General features: G+C 60.5%; 23 protein-coding genes. 13 read left to right on the top strand and 10 right to left on the bottom strand.

From position 1 onward, the window contains the following. Positions 1 to 273: 273 nt before the first annotated feature. From AB9L16_RS02440 to AB9L16_RS02465, 6 genes are all read left to right on the top strand, one after another. Positions 274 to 1,407: an ABC transporter substrate-binding protein gene (locus AB9L16_RS02440; protein WP_041480713.1), complete on the top strand. Its 1,134-nt coding sequence runs from the start codon at positions 274 to 276 to the stop codon at positions 1,405 to 1,407. 241 nt (positions 1,408 to 1,648) lie between these two features. Further along, the gene (locus tag AB9L16_RS02445; protein WP_041480712.1) at positions 1,649 to 2,563 is read left to right on the top strand and encodes a branched-chain amino acid ABC transporter permease; all 915 of its coding nucleotides are present in this window, start codon (positions 1,649 to 1,651) and stop codon (positions 2,561 to 2,563) included. 3 nt (positions 2,564 to 2,566) lie between these two features. Beyond that, positions 2,567 to 3,868, top strand: coding sequence for a high-affinity branched-chain amino acid ABC transporter permease LivM (livM, locus tag AB9L16_RS02450; RefSeq protein WP_016771917.1), 1,302 nt, complete (start codon positions 2,567 to 2,569; stop codon positions 3,866 to 3,868). Continuing rightward, on the top strand, positions 3,865 to 4,737 hold the full coding sequence (locus AB9L16_RS02455) for an ABC transporter ATP-binding protein (RefSeq protein ID WP_041480710.1): 873 nt from the start codon (positions 3,865 to 3,867) through the stop codon (positions 4,735 to 4,737). The genes livM and AB9L16_RS02455 overlap by 4 nt, the downstream gene beginning before the upstream one ends. After that, complete coding sequence (locus tag AB9L16_RS02460; RefSeq protein WP_016771915.1) at positions 4,734 to 5,450, top strand: ABC transporter ATP-binding protein; 717 nt, start codon at positions 4,734 to 4,736, stop codon at positions 5,448 to 5,450. The genes AB9L16_RS02455 and AB9L16_RS02460 overlap by 4 nt, the downstream gene beginning before the upstream one ends. 829 nt (positions 5,451 to 6,279) lie before the next feature. Beyond that, complete coding sequence (locus AB9L16_RS02465; protein ID WP_016771914.1) at positions 6,280 to 7,044, top strand: SDR family oxidoreductase; 765 nt, start codon at positions 6,280 to 6,282, stop codon at positions 7,042 to 7,044. A 95-nt stretch (positions 7,045 to 7,139) separates the two neighbouring features. On the opposite strand, the gene AB9L16_RS02470 is transcribed toward AB9L16_RS02465, so the two are convergent. From AB9L16_RS02470 to AB9L16_RS02500, 7 genes are all read right to left on the bottom strand, one after another. Further along, positions 7,140 to 8,273 carry an AGE family epimerase/isomerase gene (locus tag AB9L16_RS02470; protein WP_256808248.1) on the bottom strand — a complete coding sequence of 378 codons (1,134 nt, stop codon included), beginning with the start codon at positions 8,271 to 8,273 and terminating at the stop codon, positions 7,140 to 7,142. Between the two features lie 197 nt (positions 8,274 to 8,470). After that, positions 8,471 to 9,043 (bottom strand): HupE/UreJ family protein, encoded by a 573-nt coding sequence (locus tag AB9L16_RS02475; RefSeq protein ID WP_123443929.1) that lies wholly within the window; start codon positions 9,041 to 9,043, stop codon positions 8,471 to 8,473. A 27-nt stretch (positions 9,044 to 9,070) separates the two neighbouring features. After that, positions 9,071 to 9,685: an urease accessory protein UreG gene (gene ureG, locus AB9L16_RS02480; protein ID WP_016771910.1), complete on the bottom strand. Its 615-nt coding sequence runs from the start codon at positions 9,683 to 9,685 to the stop codon at positions 9,071 to 9,073. A 23-nt stretch (positions 9,686 to 9,708) separates the two neighbouring features. Beyond that, positions 9,709 to 10,383: an urease accessory protein UreF gene (locus tag AB9L16_RS02485; protein ID WP_315435383.1), complete on the bottom strand. Its 675-nt coding sequence runs from the start codon at positions 10,381 to 10,383 to the stop codon at positions 9,709 to 9,711. Further along, positions 10,380 to 10,880, bottom strand: a complete 501-nt coding sequence (gene ureE / locus AB9L16_RS02490) for an urease accessory protein UreE (protein ID WP_056787607.1) — start codon at positions 10,878 to 10,880, stop codon at positions 10,380 to 10,382. Before ureE ends, AB9L16_RS02485 begins: the two co-directional genes overlap by 4 nt. A gap of 300 nt (positions 10,881 to 11,180) precedes the next feature. Next, positions 11,181 to 11,813 carry a TetR family transcriptional regulator gene (locus AB9L16_RS02495; RefSeq protein ID WP_056787610.1) on the bottom strand — a complete coding sequence of 211 codons (633 nt, stop codon included), beginning with the start codon at positions 11,811 to 11,813 and terminating at the stop codon, positions 11,181 to 11,183. A gap of 154 nt (positions 11,814 to 11,967) precedes the next feature. Beyond that, positions 11,968 to 12,351, bottom strand: a complete 384-nt coding sequence (locus AB9L16_RS02500; RefSeq protein WP_041480705.1) for a hypothetical protein — start codon at positions 12,349 to 12,351, stop codon at positions 11,968 to 11,970. A gap of 383 nt (positions 12,352 to 12,734) precedes the next feature. On the opposite strand from AB9L16_RS02500, the gene AB9L16_RS02505 reads away from it, so the two are divergent. Next, on the top strand, positions 12,735 to 14,810 hold the full coding sequence (locus AB9L16_RS02505; RefSeq protein ID WP_236169790.1) for an AsmA family protein: 2,076 nt from the start codon (positions 12,735 to 12,737) through the stop codon (positions 14,808 to 14,810). Between the two features lie 119 nt (positions 14,811 to 14,929). Here AB9L16_RS02505 and AB9L16_RS02510 read toward each other — a convergent pair whose 3' ends face one another. Beyond that, complete coding sequence (locus AB9L16_RS02510; protein ID WP_041480703.1) at positions 14,930 to 15,460, bottom strand: bacterioferritin; 531 nt, start codon at positions 15,458 to 15,460, stop codon at positions 14,930 to 14,932. Positions 15,461 to 15,742: 282 nt separating this feature from the next. On the opposite strand from AB9L16_RS02510, the gene AB9L16_RS02515 reads away from it, so the two are divergent. Next, entirely contained in the window at positions 15,743 to 16,621 is an 879-nt protein-coding gene (locus AB9L16_RS02515) for a triacylglycerol lipase (RefSeq protein WP_305382106.1), read from the top strand. A gap of 96 nt (positions 16,622 to 16,717) precedes the next feature. On the opposite strand, the gene AB9L16_RS02520 is transcribed toward AB9L16_RS02515, so the two are convergent. Then, positions 16,718 to 17,605 (bottom strand): DMT family transporter, encoded by an 888-nt coding sequence (locus AB9L16_RS02520; RefSeq protein WP_305382108.1) that lies wholly within the window; start codon positions 17,603 to 17,605, stop codon positions 16,718 to 16,720. 96 nt (positions 17,606 to 17,701) lie between these two features. On the opposite strand from AB9L16_RS02520, the gene AB9L16_RS02525 reads away from it, so the two are divergent. The 3 genes from AB9L16_RS02525 (at position 17,702) to AB9L16_RS02535 (ending at position 20,209) form a co-directional block, all read left to right on the top strand. After that, entirely contained in the window at positions 17,702 to 18,496 is a 795-nt protein-coding gene (locus AB9L16_RS02525; RefSeq protein WP_375123053.1) for a helix-turn-helix transcriptional regulator, read from the top strand. A gap of 63 nt (positions 18,497 to 18,559) precedes the next feature. After that, a complete protein-coding gene (locus AB9L16_RS02530) occupies positions 18,560 to 18,865 on the top strand; it encodes a PsiF family protein (protein WP_016771900.1) in 306 nt (101 codons plus the stop codon). A gap of 330 nt (positions 18,866 to 19,195) precedes the next feature. Then, positions 19,196 to 20,209: an AI-2E family transporter gene (locus tag AB9L16_RS02535; RefSeq protein ID WP_016771899.1), complete on the top strand. Its 1,014-nt coding sequence runs from the start codon at positions 19,196 to 19,198 to the stop codon at positions 20,207 to 20,209. A gap of 154 nt (positions 20,210 to 20,363) precedes the next feature. Here the strand turns inward: AB9L16_RS02535 and AB9L16_RS02540 are convergent, their stop codons facing one another. Then, complete coding sequence (locus AB9L16_RS02540; protein ID WP_016771898.1) at positions 20,364 to 21,638, bottom strand: Hsp70 family protein; 1,275 nt, start codon at positions 21,636 to 21,638, stop codon at positions 20,364 to 20,366. Positions 21,639 to 21,928: 290 nt separating this feature from the next. On the opposite strand from AB9L16_RS02540, the gene AB9L16_RS02545 reads away from it, so the two are divergent. Beyond that, complete coding sequence (locus tag AB9L16_RS02545; RefSeq protein ID WP_024011397.1) at positions 21,929 to 22,873, top strand: DnaJ C-terminal domain-containing protein; 945 nt, start codon at positions 21,929 to 21,931, stop codon at positions 22,871 to 22,873. 23 nt (positions 22,874 to 22,896) lie between these two features. Then, a complete protein-coding gene (locus AB9L16_RS02550; RefSeq protein ID WP_016771896.1) occupies positions 22,897 to 23,202 on the top strand; it encodes a chaperone modulator CbpM in 306 nt (101 codons plus the stop codon). Positions 23,203 to 23,287 lie beyond the last annotated feature (85 nt).

Genomic DNA, 23,287 nt, shown 5'->3' on the forward strand with positions numbered 1-23,287 from the left:
TCGGTGACGCGGGCTGTTACAGGCTGGTTGCACGTCGTTTGTCGCTGCGGTTGCAATGATGGCGCGTGCGGGTTGCGCCTGAAAAAACAAATGGTTTCACCTTCCGCGGTTTAGACGGTTGCACGCCCAATGAAAATGGGACCGAAACAGTCGAAATAACAACAATGCAGCGACTTTTTGAAGAATAAAAAACCGATGGCACGGGCCTTGCTCTGAGCTTTGAGTGAAGTGAAGTCGCAGTGCCAACTAAAAAAAACCTTGGAGCACCACCTCATGTCCCAGACGTTTTACAAGAAAGGCTTTCTGGCCCTCGCAGTCGCTACTGCGCTGGGTGTTTCTGCGTTTGCTCAAGCTGATATCAAGATCGGTGTAGCGGGTCCTATGACCGGTGCCAACGCGGCATTCGGCGAGCAGTACATGAAGGGTGCACAGGCGGCGGCCGATGCGGTCAACGCGGCGGGTGGCGTCAACGGGGAAAAAATCGTCCTGGTCAAAGGCGACGACGCCTGCGAACCGAAGCAGGCAGTGACGGTCGCCAAGGACCTCACCAACCAGAAAGTCGCCGGCGTGGTCGGTCACTTCTGCTCCTCTTCGACCATTCCAGCGTCGGAAATCTACGACGAAGCCGGGATCATCGCGATCACTCCGGGCTCGACCAACCCGCAAGTGACCGAACGCGGCCTCAGCGCCATGTTCCGTATGTGCGGACGTGACGACCAGCAAGGCATCGTTGCCGGCGACTACATCGTCGACATGCTCAAGGGCAAGAAAGTCGTCGTGCTGCACGACAAGGACACCTACGGCCAAGGCCTGGCTGACGCCACCAAGGCTCAGCTGGAAAAACGCGGCGTCAAGCCTGTGCTGTACGAAGGCCTGACCCGTGGCGAGAAAGACTTCAGCACCATCGTCACCAAGATCCGTGGCGCCGGCGCCGATGTCGTCTATTTCGGCGGCCTGCACCCGGAAGCCGGTCCGCTGGTTCGTCAGCTGCGTGAACAAGGTCTGAAAGACGTCAAGTTCATGTCCGACGACGGCATCGTGACCGACGAACTGGTGACCACCGCTGGCGGCCCGCAATTCACCGATGGCGTGCTGATGACCTTCGGCGCCGACCCGCGCCTGTTGCCTGAAAGCAAGACCGTAGTGGACGCGTTCCGCAAGGCCGGCACCGAGCCTGAAGGCTACACCCTGTACGCTTACGCCTCGGTTCAGACCCTGGCGGCAGCGTTCAATGGCGCGAAGAAAAACGACGGCGAAGCCGCTGCCAAGTGGCTGAAGGCCAACCCGGTGAAAACCGTGATGGGCGAGAAGACCTGGGACGCCAAAGGCGACCTGAAAGTCTCCGACTACGTGGTTTACCAGTGGGACAAGGACGGCAAATACCACCAGCTGGAAAAGCAGAAGTAAGGGCTGAAGCGATCACTCGGCTCACTTGAAACCCTGTGGGAGCGGGCTTGCCCGCGATGGCGTCAGGTCAATCGACACACAAGTTGGCTGATCCACCGCTATCGCTGGCAAGCCAGCTCCCACAGGATTCAGTGGCGATCGGGCTGATCACGCTCCGACATTGCTCCGACGTACATCTGTATTTTTCCTAGAAGAACCGCGCGTCATGGGCGCGCAGGTTCTCACTGCGTGAGATTGCGTTATGGATGGTATTTTCCTGCAGCAACTGGTCAATGGCCTGACCCTCGGGTCGGTCTATGGCCTGATCGCCATCGGCTACACAATGGTCTACGGCATCATCGGCATGATCAACTTCGCCCACGGCGAGGTTTACATGATTTCCGCTTACCTGGCGGCAATCAGTCTGGCTCTGCTGGCTTACTTCGGTATCGAATCCTTCCCGCTGCTGATGCTCGGCACGCTGATCTTCACCATCGTCGTCACGGCGGTATATGGCTGGGTCATCGAGCGTGTTGCCTACAAACCCCTGCGTAACTCGACCCGCCTGGCGCCGCTGATCAGCGCTATCGGTATTTCGCTGATTCTGCAGAACTACGCACAGATCGCTCAGGGCGCCAAACAACAGGGCGTGCCTACGCTGCTGACCGGTGCCTGGCGTGTTGAAGTCGGCACCGGCTTCGTGCAACTGACCTACACCAAAGTCTTCATCCTGATCGCCGCGTTTGTCGGCATGGGGCTGCTGACCTACATCATCAAATACACCAAGCTCGGCCGCATGTGCCGTGCGACCCAGCAAGACCGCAAGATGGCCTCGATCCTAGGGATCAACACCGACCGGGTGATTTCCTACGTGTTCATCATCGGTGCAGCCATGGCGGCACTGGCCGGTGTGCTGATCACCATGAACTACGGCACGTTCGACTTCTATGCCGGCTTCATCATCGGCATCAAGGCGTTCACCGCAGCGGTGCTGGGCGGCATCGGTTCACTGCCCGGCGCGATGCTCGGCGGGATCATCCTCGGCATCTCCGAGTCGCTGTTCTCCGGTCTGGTCAACTCCGACTACAAAGACGTGTTCAGTTTCTCGCTGCTCGTCCTCGTACTGGTCTTCCGGCCGCAGGGCCTGTTGGGCCGTCCTCTTGTGTCGAAGGTGTAAGCGATGTCTGCAACCACTGAAAAATCCATCGATATCAAAAAAAGTCTGGTCGAGGCGATTCTTGCCGGCCTGATTGCGCTGATCGTGTTCGGGCCGATTGTCGGCGTGGTCCTCGACGGCTACAGCTTCAACCTCGAAGCGACTCGCGTGGCGTGGATCATTGCCATCGTCATGGCCGGTCGCTTTGCCCTCAGCCTGTTCCTGCAAACACCCAAAGGCTTGAAGATCCTCGACGGATTCGAGAGCAGCGGTTCCGGTGTGCACGTGCTGCCGGCGGATTACAAATCACGGCTGCGCTGGATCATCCCGCTGATTATCGTGCTGGCGATCATCGTGCCGTTTGTCTCCAACTCCTATCTGCTGGGGGTGGTCATCCTTGGTTTGATCTACGTGCTGCTGGGGCTGGGGCTGAACATTGTGGTCGGTCTGGCCGGGCTGCTCGATCTCGGTTACGTGGCGTTCTACGCCATCGGCGCCTACGGTCTGGCATTGGGTTACCAGTATCTCGGTCTGGGTTTCTGGACCGTGCTGCCGCTGGCGGCAATCACCGCAGGCCTGGCTGGCTGCATTCTCGGTTTCCCGGTGTTGCGTCTGCACGGTGACTATCTGGCGATCGTGACCCTGGGTTTTGGTGAAATCATTCGTCTGGTGCTGAACAACTGGCTGTCCCTGACCGGCGGCCCGAACGGCATGCCGGCGCCATTGCCGACGTTCTTCGGTCTGGAGTTCGGCAAGCGGGCGAAGGATGGCGGGGTGCCGTTTCATGAGTTCTTCGGCCTGACCTACAACCCCGACGTGAAGTATTACTTCATCTACGCGGTGCTGTTCCTGGTGGTGCTGGCGGTGTTGTACGTCAAGCATCGGCTGGTGAAGATGCCGGTCGGTCGCGCCTGGGAAGCCCTGCGTGAAGATGAAATCGCCTGCCGCTCGATGGGCCTCAACCACGTACTGGTCAAGCTCTCGGCGTTCACCATCGGTGCGTCGACGGCGGGTCTGGCCGGGGTGTTCTTCGCCACCTATCAAGGCTTCGTCAACCCGACCTCGTTCACCTTCTTCGAATCGGCGCTGATCCTCGCCATCGTCGTGCTCGGCGGCATGGGTTCGACCATCGGCGTGGTCATCGCCGCATTCGTGCTCACCGTCGCCCCGGAACTGCTGCGTGGCTTCGCTGAATACCGCGTGCTGCTGTTCGGCATCCTGATGGTGTTGATGATGATCTGGCGACCACGCGGGCTGATCCGCATCAGCCGCACCGGGGTCAAACCACGCAAAGGTGCCATTCACTACGAGAGGACTGCGCCATGAGTGAAGTCGTACTCTCTGTTGAAAAACTGATGATGCATTTCGGTGGCATCAAGGCTTTGAGCGATGTCAGCCTGAAGGTCAAACGCAATTCGATCTTCGCCCTGATCGGCCCCAACGGTGCTGGCAAGACCACGGTGTTCAACTGCCTGACCGGTTTCTACAAGGCCACGGGCGGCAAGATCGAACTCAATGTGCGCGGCCAGCAGACCAACGTCATCCAGTTGCTGGGCGAGTCGTTCAAAGCGACCGATTTCGTCTCGCCGAAATCCTTCCTCAGCCGCATGTACTACAAAATGTTTGGCGGTACTCACCTGGTGAACCGTGCCGGTCTCGCCCGTACGTTCCAGAACATTCGCCTGTTCAAGGAAATGTCGGTGCTGGAAAACCTGCTGGTGGCGCAGCACATGTGGGTCAACCGCAACATGCTCGCCGGCATCCTCAACACCAAGGGCTATCGCAAGGCCGAGAGCGATGCGCTGGATGTCGCGTTCTACTGGCTCGAAGTAGTCGATCTGGTGGACTGCGCCAACCGTCTCGCCGGTGAACTCTCGTACGGCCAGCAACGGCGTCTGGAGATCGCCCGGGCCATGTGCACGCGGCCGCAGATCATCTGCCTCGACGAACCGGCCGCCGGCCTCAATCCTCAGGAAACCGAAGCGCTCAGCGCGATGATCCGGCTGCTGCGCGACGAGCACGATCTGACCGTGGTGCTGATCGAACACGACATGGGCATGGTCATGAGCATTTCCGACCACATCGTGGTGCTGGACCACGGCATCGTCATCGCTGAGGGCGGACCGGAAGCGATCCGTAACGATCCAAAAGTGATCGCGGCCTACCTGGGCGCCGATGAAGAGGAGCTGGTATGAGCCAACCGATCCTCGAACTGCGCAATCTGGACGTGTTCTACGGCCCGATTCAGGCGCTCAAAGGCGTTTCTCTGCAAATCAACGAAGGCGAGACCGTCAGCCTGATCGGCTCAAACGGCGCCGGCAAGTCGACCTTGCTGATGTCGATCTTCGGCCAGCCGAGAGCGGCGGGCGGGCAGATTCTCTATCAGGGCGTCGACATCACGCAGAAGTCCTCGCACTACATCGCCTCCAACGGTATCGCGCAGTCGCCGGAAGGGCGGCGGGTTTTCCCCGACATGACCGTCGAGGAAAACCTGCTGATGGGCACCATCCCGATTGGCGACAAGTACGCCAAAGAGGACATGCAGCGCATGTTCGAGCTGTTTCCACGGCTTGAGGAGCGGCGCAATCAGCGGGCGATGACCATGTCTGGCGGTGAACAGCAGATGCTCGCCATCGCCCGTGCGCTGATGAGCCGGCCGAAGCTGTTGCTGCTCGATGAACCGAGCCTGGGTCTGGCGCCGATCGTGGTGAAGCAGATCTTCGCCACGCTGCGCGAGCTGGCGAAAACCGGGATGACGATTTTCCTCGTCGAGCAGAACGCCAACCATGCGCTGAAGCTGTCGGACCGGGCGTATGTGATGGTCAACGGCGAGATTCGCCTGACCGGCACCGGCAAAGAACTGCTGGTGAATGAGGAGGTGCGTAACGCCTATCTTGGTGGGCACTGATTCTTCTCGCGGTTGCACACAGCCCCGGCGACAAGAGTCCCGGGGCTTTTTTATCCTTCAAACTCACTGTGTAGGAGCTGCTGAAGGCTGCGATCTTTTGATCTTAAAAAAATCAGAAGATCGCAGCCTTCGGAAGCTCCTACATGGAATCAAGACATGACATCAAGCGGAATTCAGAATTGTGGAAAACAAATTCCCCAAGCTGCCAAAGCGCGACATATAGACGCTGCAAATGGCTGTTTTTCCACAGTTTTGACTTGTCCCCGGTTACTGTGGAGCTGGCTGTGAATAACGTGGGTGTATCTGGCTGCAAGCCTTATGAAACGTGGCTTGCAGGGATGTGTTTGTTTTTTGATCAGGCATTTTTGCTGGAGCGCGCGGCGTCGTTGTCAACCTTTTTCTGGGGAGGAGAGACATGGCAATTCCATGTGCGCAAGCCTGTGGATAAGTCTGTGACTAAACTCTGGAAAGACCTCGCGGAGCACCGTAATTGCTGGCCTCGCGCAATCACCCGGTGATACCGTCCGTCGTGCAAAATGCCCTGTCCCGCACATCGCCCGCCTCACGGTCAAGCAAAAAACTTTCCATTTCGCCCGCAAAGCCTTGTGTGGCGCGGCTTTGAACGTTTGAACTTGCCCCCGGAAACTGTGGAGCAGATTGTGGATAACATGCGTGCACATGGCTGCAGGCCACGCAGGCTAAGGTCTTGGCGCACTTGGTTGATTTTTGTACAGCTGGCAAGTGTTGCCCGTATTCGCGAGGGCGGGCATGCTGCCTGCTGATTTTCTATTCCAAGGGCTGCCGTGGCGGCCGAAGCAAGGAGAACACGATGTCCGACACCCTGTTTATCACCGGCGCGACGTCCGGTTTTGGTGAAGCCTGTGCCCGGCGTTTTGCCGAGGCTGGCTGGAAGCTGGTCCTGACCGGCCGTCGTGAAGAACGCCTCAATGCCCTGTGCGCCGAACTGTCGAAGCAGACCGAAGTGCATGGTCTGGTTCTCGATGTGCGCGATCGCAAAGCGATGGAGGAGGCTATCGCCAACCTGCCGCCGTCGTTCGCCAAACTCCGTGGCCTGATCAACAACGCCGGCCTGGCGCTCGGCGTCGATCCGGCGCCCAAGTGCGATCTGGATGACTGGGACACCATGGTCGACACCAACGTCAAAGGCCTGATGTACGCCACTCGCCTGCTGCTGCCACGGCTGATTGCCCACGGCCGTGGCGCCGGTATCGTCAACCTCGGTTCCATCGCCGGTAACTACCCGTACCCGGGCAGCCACGTGTACGGCGCGAGCAAAGCCTTCGTCAAACAGTTCTCGCTGAACCTGCGTTGCGACCTGCAAGGTACTGGCGTGCGGGTCAGCAACATCGAACCCGGCCTGTGCGAAAGCGAGTTCTCGCTGGTACGTTTTGCCGGTGACCAGGAACGCTACAACGCCACTTACGCCGGCGCCGAGCCGATCCAGCCGCAGGACATCGCCGAGACGATTTTCTGGGTGATGAACACCCCCGCGCACATCAACATCAATAGCCTCGAACTGATGCCGGTGAGCCAGACCTGGGCCGGGTTTGCCATCGAGCGTAACAAGGCTTGATACCGCGCTGAGGCCATTCGCGAGCAGGCTCGCTCCCACAGGAGAATGCATTCCAAAATGTGGGAGCGAGCCTGCTCGCGATAGCAATTGTTCGGTCAGCGAAGATACGCAGCCAAGCCGTGGTAGCAAGTCGCCAAATGATAAGGCGTGGTCGAAGGCATGTCCTTGCGACTGACCTCTCCATTCTCATCGCGACACTCATGCCAGCCGCCGGCATGCAGAAACCGCTGCTGCAACGCCTGCAACTGGCGCAGTACCACCGCTTCGCTGTCCGCCCGCAAGGTCAGCGCGCGCAGGTATTCGGCTTGAGCCCAGATCCGTTGGGTCGAATCCCTTGGCCGTCCATTGCTTTCCAGATCAAGCATCGCTCGCACCGCGCCGCAGGACTCCAGCACGCCGTACTGCTCGGTGAAGGCAAACGCCCGATCCAGCGCCCGGTGCAGTTTCGAATCGCGCAACAGCGCCGACGATTCGAGCAGGAAATACCATTCGAACTGGTGCCCCGGCTCGTACCAGTTATCCACAGCACCCAGTGGCTTCTCCATCAACACGCCATATTGCGGATCGACGAATTGCTTGTGCATGGCTGTGCATAACTCAAGCAGGGCCTTCTGCGTTTGCGGGTCTTCGCGCACCGCCAGAGTGGCCAGAAAGGCTTCGGCCAAGTGCATCAGCGGATTTTGCAGTGGCCCGGTTTGCAGGGTGAGCCAGTCACGCTCCAGGCAGGCTTCGTACAAACCGTCGCCGGTGGCGAATCGGCGGCCGATGATTTCCAGCGCGGCGTTCAATGTCGACTCGGCCAGCGAATCCCGGGACTTGTCCCAGTAATGCGCGCAGGCGAACAGGATGAAGGCGTGGGTGTAGAGATCCTTGCGCTGGTCCAGCGGCTTGCCCTGTGCGTCGATGCTGTAGAACCAGCCGCCGTGCTCGGCATCATGGAAATGCCGTTGCAGCGAACGGAACAACGCGGCGGCGCGGACTTCGGCGTTATCCACAACCCCGATCAGGCTGGAGAACAGATACAGCTGCCGTGCGCAGGCCATCGCCCGATAGCGCTGCACTGGCAACGGCTGGTGTGTAGCGTCCAGCGCCTCATAGGGCAACGCCATGTCGGCATTCCAGCCCGGGCCTTGCCACAGCGGCACGATCACGTTGAGGAAATGCTGCTGCACTTGGCCAAACAGGGCGGTCAATTCGGGCAGGGCGGTGGAGCGGGAAGCGTGGGGCATGGGCGGGCGTCACGGGCTGGGGCGATTGCGCGACATGGTAGCAGAGAGGCAGCCTTTAAAGGTTTGGTGTCTGATCGGCCGTCATCGCTGGCAAGCCAGCTCCCACAAGGAAATTGAGTGTTCACACAATTGTGGACTTACCCAATAACCTGTGGGAGCTGGCTTGCCAGCGATGAGGCCGGCTCAGGCGATAGAGATTAGCCTGCGAGCAACCACACCCCAGTCGCCGCCGAAGCCGCACCCGCCAACCGCACCAGCGGCGCCGCTGCCTGCGGAAGAACTCGCACCACGCCATAACCGAGCGCATGCAAAACCGCTGTCGCCGCGACAAACCCGGCCGCATACGCCCACGGGCTGCTCATTTCCGGCAGCTCCAGCCCATGCGCCACGCCATGGAACAGCGCAAACAGCGCCGTCGCTGCCACCGCCATCACCAGCGGCGGACGCACGGCCAGTGCCACGGCCAGGCCCAGCGCCAATACCGAAGCAGCAATCCCGCTTTCCAGCGCCGGCAACTCCAGCCCTTCAAAACCGAGCAGGCCGCCCAGCAGCATGGTGCCGACAAACGTGCACGGCAGCGCCCAGCGCGCCGCGCCTTGTTGCTGCGCGGCCCACAAACCGACGGCGAGCATTGCCAGCAAGTGATCGAGACCGCCGATCGGGTGGCTGATGCCCGCGACGAGGCCGCTGTCGCCATGCCCCGGGTGAGCGAAGGCCAGTGCCGGTGTCAGCAGCAACGCCAGAGCGCCAAGAATGCGTTTGAGTGTCATGGATAAGCTTCCTTGTTGATAAGTGGATCAGGCGGCGGTCAGCAGGCCCTGGCGTTCGATGAAGGCGATGATTTCTTCAAGGCCCTGACCGGTTTTCTGGTTGCTGAAAACGAACGGCTTGCCGTTGCGCATGCGTTTGGTGTCGCTGTCCATCATTTCCAGCGAGGCGCCCACCAGTGGCGCGAGGTCGATCTTGTTGATCACCAGCAGGTCGGACTTGCAGATCCCCGGGCCGCCCTTGCGCGGCAGCTTGTCGCCGGCGGAGACGTCGATCACGTAGATGGTCAGGTCGGACAGCTCCGGGCTGAAGGTCGCCGAGAGGTTGTCGCCACCGGATTCCACCAGAATCAGATCCAGCCCGGGAAAACGCCGGTTCAGTTGATCGACCGCCTCGAGGTTGATCGAGGCGTCTTCGCGGATCGCCGTGTGCGGGCAGCCGCCGGTTTCCACGCCGATGATCCGCTCCGGCGCGAGGGCTTCGTTGCGCACCAGGAAATCGGCGTCTTCGCGGGTGTAGATGTCGTTGGTGACCACGGCGAGGTTGTAACGCTCGCGCAGGGCCAGGCACAGGGCCAGGGTCAGCGCGGTTTTGCCGGAACCGACCGGGCCGCCGATGCCGACGCGCAGAGGTTGTGTATCCATTTCATTCTCCAAAATAAACAGCCCTAAGAGCGGAAGAGACGGCTGTACTGGCGCTCGTGGGCCATGCACGCCAGAGACAGGCCAAACGCGGCGCTGCCGATGTGTTCGGGGTTGAGGTGGGTCGCGTCGTGCTGCGCCTGTTGCAGCAGCGGCAGCAGTTCGCTGGTCAGGCGCTGCGCGGCTTGCTGGCCCAGCGGCAGGGTTTTCATCAGCACGGCGAGCTGGTTTTCCAGCCAGCTCCACAGCCACGCGGCAAGAGCGTCCTGCGGGGTGATGCCCCAGGCGCGTGCCGCCAGTGCCCAGCACAGGGCGAGATGCGGTTCTGTGGTCTGTTCAAGAAAGTCGCGGGCGGGCGCATCGAGTTCCGGCAAACCGTTCAACAACTGCTGCAGGGAGTAGCCCATCTGCCGGCTCTCCAGATGCAACTCGCGGGTTTCGCGACTGGCGCGGTGGCTCTCGCAGAGTTGTCGTAATTCGGCCCAGTTTTCATCTGCTGCGGCCTGGCAATGCGCCAACAGCAGCGGCGCTTCGAAGCGCGCGAGGTTGAGCAGCAGTTGATCGCTGATCCAGCGGCGGGCGGCGTCCGGGTTGTGGACCCGGCCATTATCCACCGCCATTTCCAGACCCTGGGAATAGCTGTAGCCGCCAATCGGCAATTGCGGACTGGCCAGACGCAGCAGCGCCCAGGCCGGATTCACAGGCGCACGCCGAACTGGTGGAGTTTCGGCGCGTAGTTGAAGTCTTCGTCGCCGTGGCGGGAATGATGATGGCCGCCGCCGTAAGCGCCGTGTTCCGGCTGGAACGGCGCTTCGATAGCCTCGACCTGCGCGCCGAGCTGTTCGAGCATCGCCTTGAGCACGTAATCGTCGAGCAGGCGCAGCCAGCCACCGCCGACTTGCAGGGCGACATGGCGGTTGCCGAGGTGATAGGCCGCGCGGGTCAGTTCGAACGCATTGGCGCAAGTGACATGGAGCAGTTGTTCAGGGCGGGCGCAGACGCGCACGACACGGCCGTCTTCAGCCTGCAGGCATTCGCCGTCATACAGCGGTGGCTGGCCGCGCTCCAAAAACAACCCGACGTCTTCGCCTTCGGCACTGAAACAGCGCAAACGGCTTTTGCTGCGCGCTTCGAAGGTCAGGTGCAGCTCGGCGGCCCAGACGGGTTGAGGGTCGATTCTGCGATGAATCACCAGCATCGGAAAGCTTCCAGCAATGAACGTTGAATGGGCTAGAGCAAGCGCCGCGCCAATCGGGTGATCTGTAGGAAATAGCTGTCGGCGCTTGCCTGATCTTTCAACAGGCGCGGCGATTCTGGAAGGTTTTGGTGCATGAAGGATTTGTCATGCACCAATTCGATGCCGTGACGGATGTTCAATGTGGGAGCGAGCCTGCTTGCGAATGCGCCGTGTCAGACAGATGTATTCAGCTGACCCAGCGCTTTCGCGAGCAGGCTCGCTCCCACAGAGGCTTTGCGCTGTGTCAGATAGAGAAGGGGATTACTCGGTACTGCCCAGCCCTTGCCAGTGCTTGAGGCCGATAAAGATGAAGCGCAGTTGCTGGGTGATCTTCGCCTGCGGCGTCAGATGCTCCGGCAAGGCCTCGGCGGGCGGGTCGATGATGTCGGGGAGGGTGGCGAACACCGATTTGACGATCAGGTCGGCGATCACGCTCAGACCGGCGATGTCCAGATGTTGCAGCTTGGGCATCAGCGCCAGGTCCGCCGCGAGGTCGGCGCTGATGTTCTCCCGCAGGCGTCCGATCGCCTGCCGCACCGGCAGCGAGCCGCCATATTGTTCGCGGGCGAGAAACAGGAATTGCGAGCGGTTGGCGTTGACCACATCAAGGAAGATGCGCACCGAAGCGTCGATGATGCCGCCCATGACGAATTCGTTGTGCCGCACCAGGCGGATGGTTTCGCGGAAGGTCTGGCCGACTTCGCTGACCAGTACCAGACCCAACTCGTCCATATCGGCAAAGTGCCGGTAGAAACCGGTGGGCACGATGCCGGCGGTCTTGCTCACTTCGCGCAGGCTCAGGCTGCCGAATCCTCGGCCGCTTTCCATCAGGTGGCGGGCAGCGTCCATCAGGGCGTTGCGGGTCTGTTGTTTCTGTTCGGCGCGGGGCAGCATCGCAGGGTGTGTTCTTCGGCAGGACAAGCGCCGCACTCTAGCAAATCGGCTTTGTCGGCGTCGAACGGGGAGTCATGCAGCGAGGGATTCACAGAAGCTGAAAAGTCAAAAGCCCAATCCGCTGATTGGGCTTTTTCGCTGGGCCGTCATAGGCTCAGCTCACGGCGCTGTTGCGTTCGATTACACGATCACCACCACCTTCGGCGAGGGCTTGACCTTGGGGAGTCTTGTCGTAGCCGTCTTCCACCAGACCTTTTTCTTCGAGACGATTGCGGCCGTTTTCAGCCAGGGTCTGGCCCTGTGGGGTTTTGTCATAGCCGTCTTCAGCCAGAGTCTGACCTTGAGGGGTCTTGTCATAGCCGTCTTCAGCCAGAGTCTGGCCTTGTGGGGTTTTGTCGTAGCCGTCTTCAGCGAGCGTCTGGCTGAACACCGAGTGGCTGTCTTTGACTTGCGGAGTGGCCTGATCGGCAGCGGGCAGGGCAAAAGCAGTGCTGGCTAGCATCGACAGGGTAAGGCTGAGCAGTAATTGGCGTTTCATGATAGTGGCTCCTTGGGAGGGCGATAAAGTGGGTACGAGGGCAATGCTACTCTCGATATGTCGATATAAAAGTTCATAAACGCAATGGTAATAATCAACAGAATTGATTGTTCGGCGCGAAGGCTCTAGATCGGGCCTTTGCGGGCGACGGTTTTGCACCGTCGTGGGTATTTTCGACTCACTCGTGCCTCGCAAAAGTGCGGGTCGCGGTAACACTGCTCGACCGATCGGTCAGTTTTGCTGCGCTTTTTATGGCTTAAACTGCCTTTCGATTAAACCTGCGGGCCTTTCGCCAGTCACAGACTGCATAGGGGCCGCTTAGGTCTGCCGTTTCAGCTGTGCGTCGGGTAATCGGCGTGCGGTCGTGATCAGGAGCTTTGTGCATGACGCGCACTGGAAAAATCTTCAGCTGGACCTTCGCCATCCTCGTGCTGCTGCTGGCAGCCTTGATTCTGATCATCGTGTTCTTCGACTGGAACCGGATCAAACCGACGATCAATGCCAAAGTTTCGGAAGAACTGCACCGGGCGTTTGCCATCAATGGCAACCTCGCGGTGATCTGGCAGCGCGAGCCGGAAGAGGGCGGCTGGCGCTCTTGGGTGCCTTGGCCGCACGTGGTCGCCGAGGATCTGAGCCTGGGTAATCCTGACTGGTCGAAGCAGCCGCAGATGGTCACTCTGAAACGTGTCGAGCTGCGCATTTCGCCGCTGGCCCTGCTGGCCCAGCGCGTGGTGATTCCGCGCATCGACCTGACCGAGCCGAATGCCGAGCTGCAACGTCTGGCCGATGGCCGCGCCAACTGGACGTTCAAATTCGATCCCAAGGACCCGAACGCCGAGCCTTCGAGCTGGGTGGTCGACATCGGCGCGATCGGTTTCGACAAGGGCCACGTGACCCTCGACGATCAGACCCTGAAAACCAATCTCGATGTGTTGATCGACCCGCTCGGCAAGCCGATTCCATTCAGCGAGATCGTCGGCGACAAAGCGGCGAAAACTGCTCAGGACAAGGGCGGCGCACCGCAGGATTACGCCTTTGCGCTCAAGGTCAAAGGCCAGTACCACGGGCAGAACCTCACCGGGCAGGGCAAGATCGGCGGGTTGCTGGCGTTGCAGGACGCGAGCAAGCCGTTCCCGTTGCAGGCCCAGGCGAAGATCGGCGATACCCGTATCGAACTGGCCGGCACCCTGACTGACCCGCTGAATCTTGGCGCTCTTGATCTGCGCCTCAAGCTCGCTGGAGACAGCCTCGGCAATCTCTACCCGCTGACCGGCGTGACCCTACCGGACACGCCACCGTATTCCACCGACGGTCACCTGATCGCCAGGCTGCATGACGAAGCCGGGGCGAAATTCACATATGAAAAATTCAACGGCAAGATCGGCGACAGCGACATTCATGGCGACCTGACCTATGTTGCCAGCCAGCCACGGCCGAAACTCAGCGGTGCGCTGCTCTCCAATCAACTGCTGTTTGCCGACCTCGCGCCACTGATCGGCGCCGACTCCAACACCGAGCAAAAGGCCCGTGGCGGCGCGAGCAAGCAACCGGCGGACAAAGTCCTGCCGGTCGAAGAATTCAAAACCGATCGCTGGCGGGCCATGGACGCCGATGTCGAGTTCACCGGCAAACGCATCGTCCACAGCGAGAAGCTGCCGTTCAACGACCTCTATACCCATCTGAAACTCAACGACGGCGAGCTCAGCCTGGAACCGCTGCGCTTTGGTGTCGCCGGCGGCACGCTGGATGCGCTGATTCGCCTGAATGGCCGCACCGAGCCGCTGGAAGGCCGGGCGCGTTTGACCGCACGCAAATTCAAACTCAAAGAGCTGTTCCCGACCTTCGAACCGATGAAAACCAGTTTCGGTGAGCTCAATGGCGACGCCGACATCAGTGGCCGGGGCAACTCCGTGGCCAAGCTGCTCGGTGGTGCCAACGGTAATCTGAAGATGCTGATCAACGACGGTGCAATCAGCCGTGAGTTGATGGAGCTGGCCGGGCTCAACGTCGGTAACTACGTGGTCGGCAAGATCTTTGGCGACAAGGAAGTGAAGATCAATTGCGCGGCGGCGGACTTCGACATCAAGACCGGCCTGGCCACGACACGGCTGTTTGTCTTCGATACCGAGAACGCAATCATCTACATCGATGGCACGGCGAACATGGCCACCGAACAACTCGATCTGACCGTGACCCCGGAATCCAAAGGCTGGCGTCTGATCTCGCTGCGCTCGCCGCTGTATGTGCGCGGCAAGTTCATCAAACCGGATGCCGGCGTCAAAGCCGTACCGTTGATGCTGCGCGGGGCGGGGATGGTTGCGCTGGGCGTGATTGCCGCACCGGCGGCGGGATTGCTGGCACTGGTGGCGCCGAGCGGGGGCGAGCCGAATCAGTGCGCGCCGTTGCTCGAGCAGATGAAGCAGGGCAAGGCGCCGGTGACCGTTAAACCCAGCAAGTAATGCGGCGTCTCTGAGGGCGCCTTCGCGAGCAGGCTCGCTCCCACATTCGAACGCGTTTCTTCAATCGAAATACGTTCCAGTGTGGGAGCGAGCCTGCTCGCGAAAGCGGTGTGACGGGATTATAGGTCGTTGAGGATATCCGCCATGTCGTCGGCGTGTTCTTCTTCCTGGGCGAGGATGTCTTCGAAGATGCGGCGGGTGGTCGGGTCTTTGTCACCGATGTACTGGATGATTTCGCGATAGCTGTCGATAGCAATGCGCTCGGCCACCAGATCTTCGTAAACCATTTCCTTGAGCGTGTTGCCAGCCACATATTGCGCGTGGGACATCTTGCTCAGCAGGTCAGGGTTGAACTCAGGCTCACCGCCCAGTTGCACGATCCGCTCGGCGAGGCGATCGGCGTGCTCGGCTTCCTGGTTGGCGTGTTCGAGGAATTCGTCGGCGGCGACGTTGGCTTTCAGGCCGCTGGCCATGAAGTAGTGGCGCTTGTAGCGCAAGGTGCACACCAGTTCGGTGGCCAGCGACTCGTTGAGCAAACGCAGTATTTCTTCACGGTTGGCGTTGTAACCCTCGGTGACCGCGCCGTTTTCCACGTGTTGCCGCGCGCGCTCGCGCAGGGTTTGAACATCAGACAAATGCACGTCACTCATTTCATTCTCCTGGAGGCTAATCCGATAGGCGCCACGTTCTGAAGACGCGGTCGCTACCCAGGTTGTGAGTCTTGAGCGAAGCGAAAAGTTTTATGCGATTTACGCCGGACGCGCTGCAGGAACTGCTGAAGACTGCTATGTCGGGAGAGTCAGACCGGTTTCGGTGGAGCGGGTGCTGGCGGACTGGAATAGGCTCATCGTTCAGTTGTCATCGTCACGTTGGATGCTTGGCGGGCGTCTTGCAGGTCTGGCATCCACTCACCGCGCACAAGGATGTAACCCATGTCGACACGTTATCCATTGGTGCTGGTGCCGGGCATGCTCGGCTTTATCCGGCTGGTGCTTTACCCGTATTGGTTCGGCATCATCAAGGCCTTGCGCCGTGGTGGTGCGACGGTGGTCGCGGTGCAGGTTTCGCCGCTCAACTCTACTGAAGTGCGCGGCGAGCAGTTGCTGGCGCGGATCGAGGAAATCCTGCGCGAGAGCGGGGCGCAAAAGGTCAATCTGTTCGGCCACAGCCAAGGCGCGTTGACCGCACGATATGCGGCGGCGAAGCGTCCGGATCTGGTGGCCTCGGTGACTTCGGTGGCCGGTCCGAATCATGGTTCCGAGCTGGCTGATTATCTGGAAAAGCACTATCCCGGTAGCAGTGCCAAGGGCCGCTTGCTCGAAGCGTTGCTGCGCTTGATCGGCTGGGTCATGGCATTGCTCGACACGGGTTATCACGGTCCGAAACTGCCGGTGGATATCCACGCTTCCCACCAATCGCTAACGACGGCGGGCGTTGCATTATTCAATCAGCGTTATCCACAAGGGCTGCCGGAAGTCTGGGGCGGCCAGGGGTCGGAAGAGGTCAACGGTGTGCGCTATTACTCCTGGTCAGGGACGCTGCAACCGGGCAAGACCGATCGTGGCGGCAATCTTTTTGACGGCACCAACCGCAGTTGTCGCTTGTTTGCCAAGACCTTCGTCCGCGAGCCGGGGCAGTGCGATGGCATGGTCGGCCGTTACAGCTCGCATCTGGGCACGGTGATCGGTGATGACTATCCGCTGGATCATTTCGACATCGTCAATCAGTCGCTGGGACTGGTGGGCAAGGGCGCGGATCCGGTAAGGCTGTTTGTCGAGCATGCGGCGCGGCTGGAGGCTGCAGGGTTATAGCCAAACAGACCGCGTCATCGTTCTTCGCGAGCAGGCTCGCTCCCACAGGTGTCTGCATTTCAATGTGGGAGCGAGCCTGCTCGCGAAGGGGCCTTATCAGGCAACGCTGACCCGGCGGCCCAACACGGTGGTCCAGCGCTCCGACAAAACCACCCCGCCCAAGGTCAGCAAACCGCCCACCAGGTGATACATCGCCAACTGTTCCTTCAACACCAGCGCCGCAATCAACGCAGTAATCAATGGCAGCAGATTGAAGAACAACGTCGTCCGGCTCGGCCCCAGTCGCTGCACCGCCTGCATCCACGCCAGCGGCGCGACCATCGAAGCCAGCAGGCATGCATAGAGCACCAGCGGCACGTTCTGCAGATTCAAACCGATCTTCGGCGACACCGCGAACAGCGGAAACAACACCACAATCGCCACCAGCACCTGCAAGTACAGCAGCACCAGCGGCGGCAGGCGCAGTTGCCACTTTTTAAGCAGCGTGCTGTAAACCGCGTAGGCCAGCGTGGCGATCAGCATCATCGCATCGCCCAGATTGACCCCGTGTTGCAGCAGCGCTCCGAGGCTGCCGGATGACACCACCACCAGCACGCCAGCGAACGACAGCACCGCACCGACCAGCGCACCAGCGGTCAGGCGCTGGCCGAGGCTGATGATCGCCATGGCCAGCGACATCAATGGCATCAACGACAGGATGATGCCCATGTTGGTCGCGGTGGTCAGTGTTGCAGCGAAATAGGCGAGGCTCTGATACACCGCCATGCCGAGCACGCCGAGGACGAAAATCCGCCCCAGGTTCGGCCGAATCTGCGGCCAGTGCGCGATGACTTTCTTCAGCATGAATGGCGTGAACAGCACGCCGGCCAGCAGCCAGCGATAGAAACCGATCTCGGCGGGGAAGATCGCGCCGACCGCCAGTTTGTTGATCACGGTGTTGCCGGCCCAGATGAAAATCGCCAGCAGGGGAAACGCGTATTGCATGGGACAAAACCAGAACGTTGATGAAGCGCGATTATCGCCTGTCTGGATGCAGGCCTATACTGCGATCCAGACAACCTGCCTCTGCATCCGGACAGCATGAACAGCAAACACATCGATCTGCTCGATTTCAGCGAACTGCCGTCAGCGGTGTATTTCCGCTACGCCGATTTCAATGCCCACGAATATGCCGCGCCACACCGGCATCCTTGGGGCACGCTGGAATACGCGGCCCATGGCGTGCTGCACATGGATGTCGACGGCAGCCGCTTCATGTCGCCGCCGCAGTACGCGGTGTGGGTGCCGCCCGAGGTCAAGCACAGTTTCTACAGCCATCAACCGGTCAACTACCGCGCGGTGTGTCTTGATCCCGACGTCTGCGCGCGATTGCCGGCGCGGGCCTGCACGCTGGCAATCAGCGACATTCTCAAGGCCATCCTAAAGGACTTCGCCGCCCGCGATGTGAAGATCCCCGAGCATGAAGCCGATCAGCGTCTGGCCCAGGTACTGGTCGATCAACTGCAACAGGCACCGGTGCAGGAATGTTATCTGCCGTACGCGAGCAGCCCGGGCTTGCTGACGATTCTTGACGCCTTGCAGGCCGCGCCGGGCGACAACCAACCGTTGGCGCATTGGGCCGCGCAAGTGCATGTCAGCGAGCGCACGCTGGCGCGGCAGTTCGTTCGTGAGCTGGGCATGAGTTTTGGCGAGTGGCGTCAGCGCTTGCGTTATCTGGCGGCGATCGAGGCGCTTGAGACCTCGCGTTCGGTGCAGGAAATCGCTTTCGACCTCGGCTACAGCAGCGGCTCGGCGTTCATCGCCATGTTCGCCCGCCAGGCCGGTTGCACGCCGGAGCAGTATCGGCGCAGCCACCTCGAGGGCAGGAAGGTGTAACAAGCTTTGACTACACTGCGACAGAGGCCGCATCCATCGGTGCGGCAACAAGGAGAAAACTCCATGAAGATGTTGCGTGTGCCGTTGTTGATGATCGGGCTGCTTGTGTGTTCCCAGGGTTTCGCCGCCACGGCGCAACAGAACAAGATGACCACCTGCAATGCCGATGCGACCGCCAAGAGTTTGAAGGGCGATGAGCGCAAGGCGTTCATGAGCACCTGCCTGAAAGCGGCACCAGCGGCCAACGATGGCAAGGAGCTGACCCCGCAGCAGCAGAAGATGACCACCTGTAATGCCGATGCGAAAACCAAGGCACTGACCGGCGATGCGCGCAAGGCGTTCATGAGTGAGTGTCTGAAGAAAAAATAAGGGGGCGCCATGGGTGTCCGATTGACTCGGTCGGCTTGAGATTTTCCCTCACCCTAACCCTCTCCCGGAGGGAGAGGGGACCGACCGCATTGATGCCGACAGGAACTGGGTCTGAAATACCGGGTCGATTGCGGATTCGGCACTGCACGTTCAGGTCGGAAAATTTTTCGAGCAACCCCCAATCGGTCCCCTCTCCCTCTGGGAGAGGGCTAGGGTGAGGGGGAAATTCGCAAGCCTTGCACGAAAATCCGAAACCCCGCATATCCCTAGTGCTAACCCAGGATCGCTGGCAGACTGCCCATCCTTTCACGCCGTTCGTTTTGAGGCTGTATGCCAACGTTTTCTCAGCGTCATGTTGTGTTCTGGGTCAGCTGCATCATCATTTTTGGCGGTTTGCTGCTGGTGCTGCCGCTGCGCTTGTTGCCCAGCCTTTTGGCCGGGTTGCTGGTGTTCGAGCTGGTCAACATGCTCACCCCGCAACTGCAACGGCTGATCGAAGGGCGCCGTGCGCGCTGGTTGGCGGTGGCGCTGCTCGGCACGCTGGTGGTGAGTGCGCTGGCGCTGATCTTCGCCGGGGCCATCAGTTTCCTCCTGCATGAAGCGGAAAACCCCGGCGCTTCACTCGACAAATTCATGGGCGTAGTCGATCGCGCGCGCGGGCAGTTGCCGCCGTTCATCGATGCCTACCTGCCGGCGAGTGCAGCGGAATTTCGCGTGGCGATCGGCGAGTGGGCGAGCAAGCATCTGGCCGACCTGCAACTGGTCGGCAAGGACGCCGCGCACATGTTCGTCACCCTGCTGATCGGCATGGTGCTCGGCGCGATCATCGCCCTGCAGCGCATCCCCGACGTGACCAAGCGCAAGCCGCTGGCCGCCGCCTTGTTCGACCGTTTGCATCTGCTGGTGCAGGCGTTCCGCAATATCGTCTTCGCGCAGATCAAGATTTCCCTGCTCAACACCGTGTTCACCGGGATCTTCCTCGCGGTGATCCTGCCGATGTTCGGCATCAAGCTGCCGCTGACCAAAACCCTGATCGTGCTGACATTCCTGCTCGGCCTGCTGCCGGTGATCGGCAACCTGATGTCGAACACGCTGATCACCATCGTCGGCCTGTCGCTGTCGATCTGGGTAGCGATCGCCGCGCTGGGCTATCTGATCGTTATCCACAAGCTCGAATACTTCCTCAACGCGCGCATCGTCGGCGGGCAGATCAGTGCCAAGTCGTGGGAGTTGCTCCTGGCGATGCTGGTGTTCGAAGCCGCGTTCGGTTTGCCGGGGGTGGTGGCAGGGCCGATTTATTACGCGTATCTGAAGAGTGAGCTGAAGCTGGGCGGGATGGTCTAAGGCCAAGCAACTGAATTGAATGCATCTGTGGCGAGGGGATTTATCCCCGTTGGCCTGCGCAGCAGGCCCCTGCTTTCATAAATCGGGGGCCGCTTCGCGACCCAACGGGGATAAATCCCCTCGCCACAAAGGCTCTTCGCCACAGAGATTGTGATCAGGCCATCGAACCGTAACGCTTCATCGCTTCGATCGCCAAACCGCTACCAATGCTGCCAAAGATGTTGCCTTCGACATGCCGGGCGTTCGGCAGCATTGCCGAGACGCTGTTGCGCAGGGCCGGGATGCCGCTGGAGCCCCCGGTGAAGAACACCGTATCAACCTGATCGACTGCTACGCCGGCGTCATTCAACAGCTGCGTAACGCTGCCACGCACGCGCTCGAGCAAGGCCTCGATCGCCGATTCGAATAGCGCGCGGCTCAGCTCGACGCTCAGCCCGGCTTCGATGCGGTCCAGCGGCACGTGGCGGCTGTCGGCGTGGGTCAGCTGGATCTTGGTTTCTTCCACTTCCATCGCCAGCCAGTGCCCGGCGCGCTGTTCGATCAGCTTGAACAGGCGATCGATGCCGCCGGTGTCTTCGATGTCGTAACGCATGCTGCCCAGCGCCAGCGTGGATTTCTGCGAGTACACCGAGTTGATCGTGTGCCAGGTCGCCAGGTTCATGTGGTGGCTGGTTGGCATGTACGCGCCGCTCTTCATGCGGCTGCCGTAGCCGAACAGCGGCATCAGGCCTTGCAGACTCAGCTGTTTGTCGAAGTCGGTACCACCGATGTGCACACCGCCGGTGGCGAGGATGTCATCGTGACGGTTGTCGAGACCACGACGCTCGGGCGACAGGCGCACCAGCGAGAAGTCAGAGGTACCACCGCCGATGTCGACGATCAGTACCAGCTCTTCTTTCTCGATGGTCGACTCGTAGTCGAACGCTGCCGCGATCGGTTCGTACTGGAACGACACGTCCTTGAAACCGATTTTGCGCGCCACCTCGACCAGTGTGTCTTCGGCTTCCTGGTCAGCCAGCGGATCGTCGTCGACGAAGAACACCGGGCGGCCCAGCACCACTTGCTCGAATTCCCGACCGGCGGCGGTTTCGGCGCGGCTCTTGAGCTGGCCGATGAACAGCCCGAGCAGATCCTTGAACGGCATCGCCGTGCCGAGGACGCTGGTGTCGTGTTTGATCAGCTTGGAGCCGAGCAGGCTTTTCAGCGAGCGCATCAGTCGGCCTTCGTAGCCTTCCAGATACTCGTGCAGGGCCAGGCGACCGTATACCGGGCGACGTTCCTCGATATTGAAGAAGACCACCGACGGCAGGGTGATCTTGTCGTCTTCCAGCGCAATCATGGTGTCCATGCCGGGGCGCAGCCAGCCGACGGTGGAGTTGGACGTGCCGAAGTCGATGCCGCAGGCACGGGCTGGAGAGGCGTCTTTCATGTCTTTCGGTTTCCGGTCAAAAAAACGGCCGCGCAGTGTATGTCAGTGCGCGGCAGATTCGAAGGCCGGTCATCCGCTATTTCGCCCCCAGACAGTTGAAAACCACCGCATCGCCCCAAACTTGCTGGCATGGGCCGGCAGACACACCGGCGGTCGCAAGAACCGTCGTCCACTGCCGATAAACTTCTGCGGCGCCACCCGGTCACAAACTTGAGATCGGTCAACCCGGCACGTGCCAATCGGCGCATGCTGGTCTCGGCGCGAAATCGATAACGGATGGTGATCCTTCCATGGACTTCAAAGACTATTACAAGATACTCGGCGTGGAGCCGACAGCCGACGACAAGGCCATCAAGGCGGCCTATCGCAAGCTGGCGCGCAAATACCACCCCGACGTCAGCAAGGAAAAAGACGCCGAGGCCAAGTTCAAGGATGCCTCGGAAGCCTATGAAGCGCTGAAAAGCGCCGACAAGCGCGCCGAATACGACGAACTGCGCCGTTATGGCCAGCACGGTCAGCCGTTCCAGGGCCCACCGGGCTGGCAGAGCCGTGGCGGTTTCGGTGGTGGCGGTGGCGACACGGGCGACTTCTCGGACTTCTTCAGTTCGATCTTCGGCAATCGCGGCCCCGGTTTCGGTGGCGCCGAGAGCCGCCAATCACGCGGACGCCGAGGGCAAGACGTGGAAATGGAACTGCCGGTCTTCCTCGAAGAAACCCTGTCGAACGAATCGAAGAAAGTCACCTTTCAGGTGCCGCAATACAACGCGCACGGCCAGCATGTCAGCAACACCAGCAAGAGCCTGAACGTGAAGATTCCGGCCGGCGTGACCGATGGCGAGCGAATTCGCCTGAAGGGCCAGGGCGCACCGGGCATCGGTGGCGGGGCGAATGGCGACCTGTACCTGACCATTCGTTTTGCGCCGCACCCGAAATTCGATGTCGAAGGCGAAAACCTGATCATCACCTTGCCCCTGGCTCCGTGGGAATTGGCATTGGGCACTGAAGTGGCCGTGCCGACCCTGACCGGCAAGATCAACCTCAAGGTCCCGGCCGGCAGCCAGAACGGCCAGCGCATGCGCGCCAAGGGCCATGGCCTGCTGAACAAGGCCGGCGAACGCGGTTACCTGTTCGTGCAGCTCAAGGCCGTGATGCCTAAAGCCTCCGACGATGAGGTCAAGGCGCTGTGGCAGGAACTGGCGAAGAAAGCCGCCTTCAATCCGCGAGAGAACTTCTGAACCCGACGACGGAGTAGCCCATCATGAGCAGCCCCCTGATCGTTCAACTGGACCTGGCAGAATTCTGTGAGGCGGCCGACTTGTCGGACGTCTACGTGATCGAAATCGTCGAGCACGGCATCCTCGAACCTCAGGGCGCGCAGCCCCGGGAATGGCGCTTCACCGATTACGAATTGGCCTTGGCCAAGCGTGCGGCGAAGCTGCGCCGTGATCTGGAACTGGAGTGGGAAGGCGTGGCGCTGGCGCTGGATCTGCTGGACGAGGTGAAGCAGTTGCGTGCCGAGAACCGCATGTTGCGCCAGCGTTTGGGGCGGTTGGTGGTCGAATGAATTGTTTGAGGCCGTGAGGTCCTAGCTGGCCTCATCGCGTGCCGGCCCGCTCCCGCCTGATTAATGTTTGCGGGTGTTTCGTCCG

The sequence above is a fragment of the Pseudomonas sp. LW8 genome, from assembly GCF_041956865.1.
Taxonomy (GTDB): Bacteria; Pseudomonadota; Gammaproteobacteria; order Pseudomonadales; family Pseudomonadaceae; genus Aquipseudomonas; species Aquipseudomonas siliginis.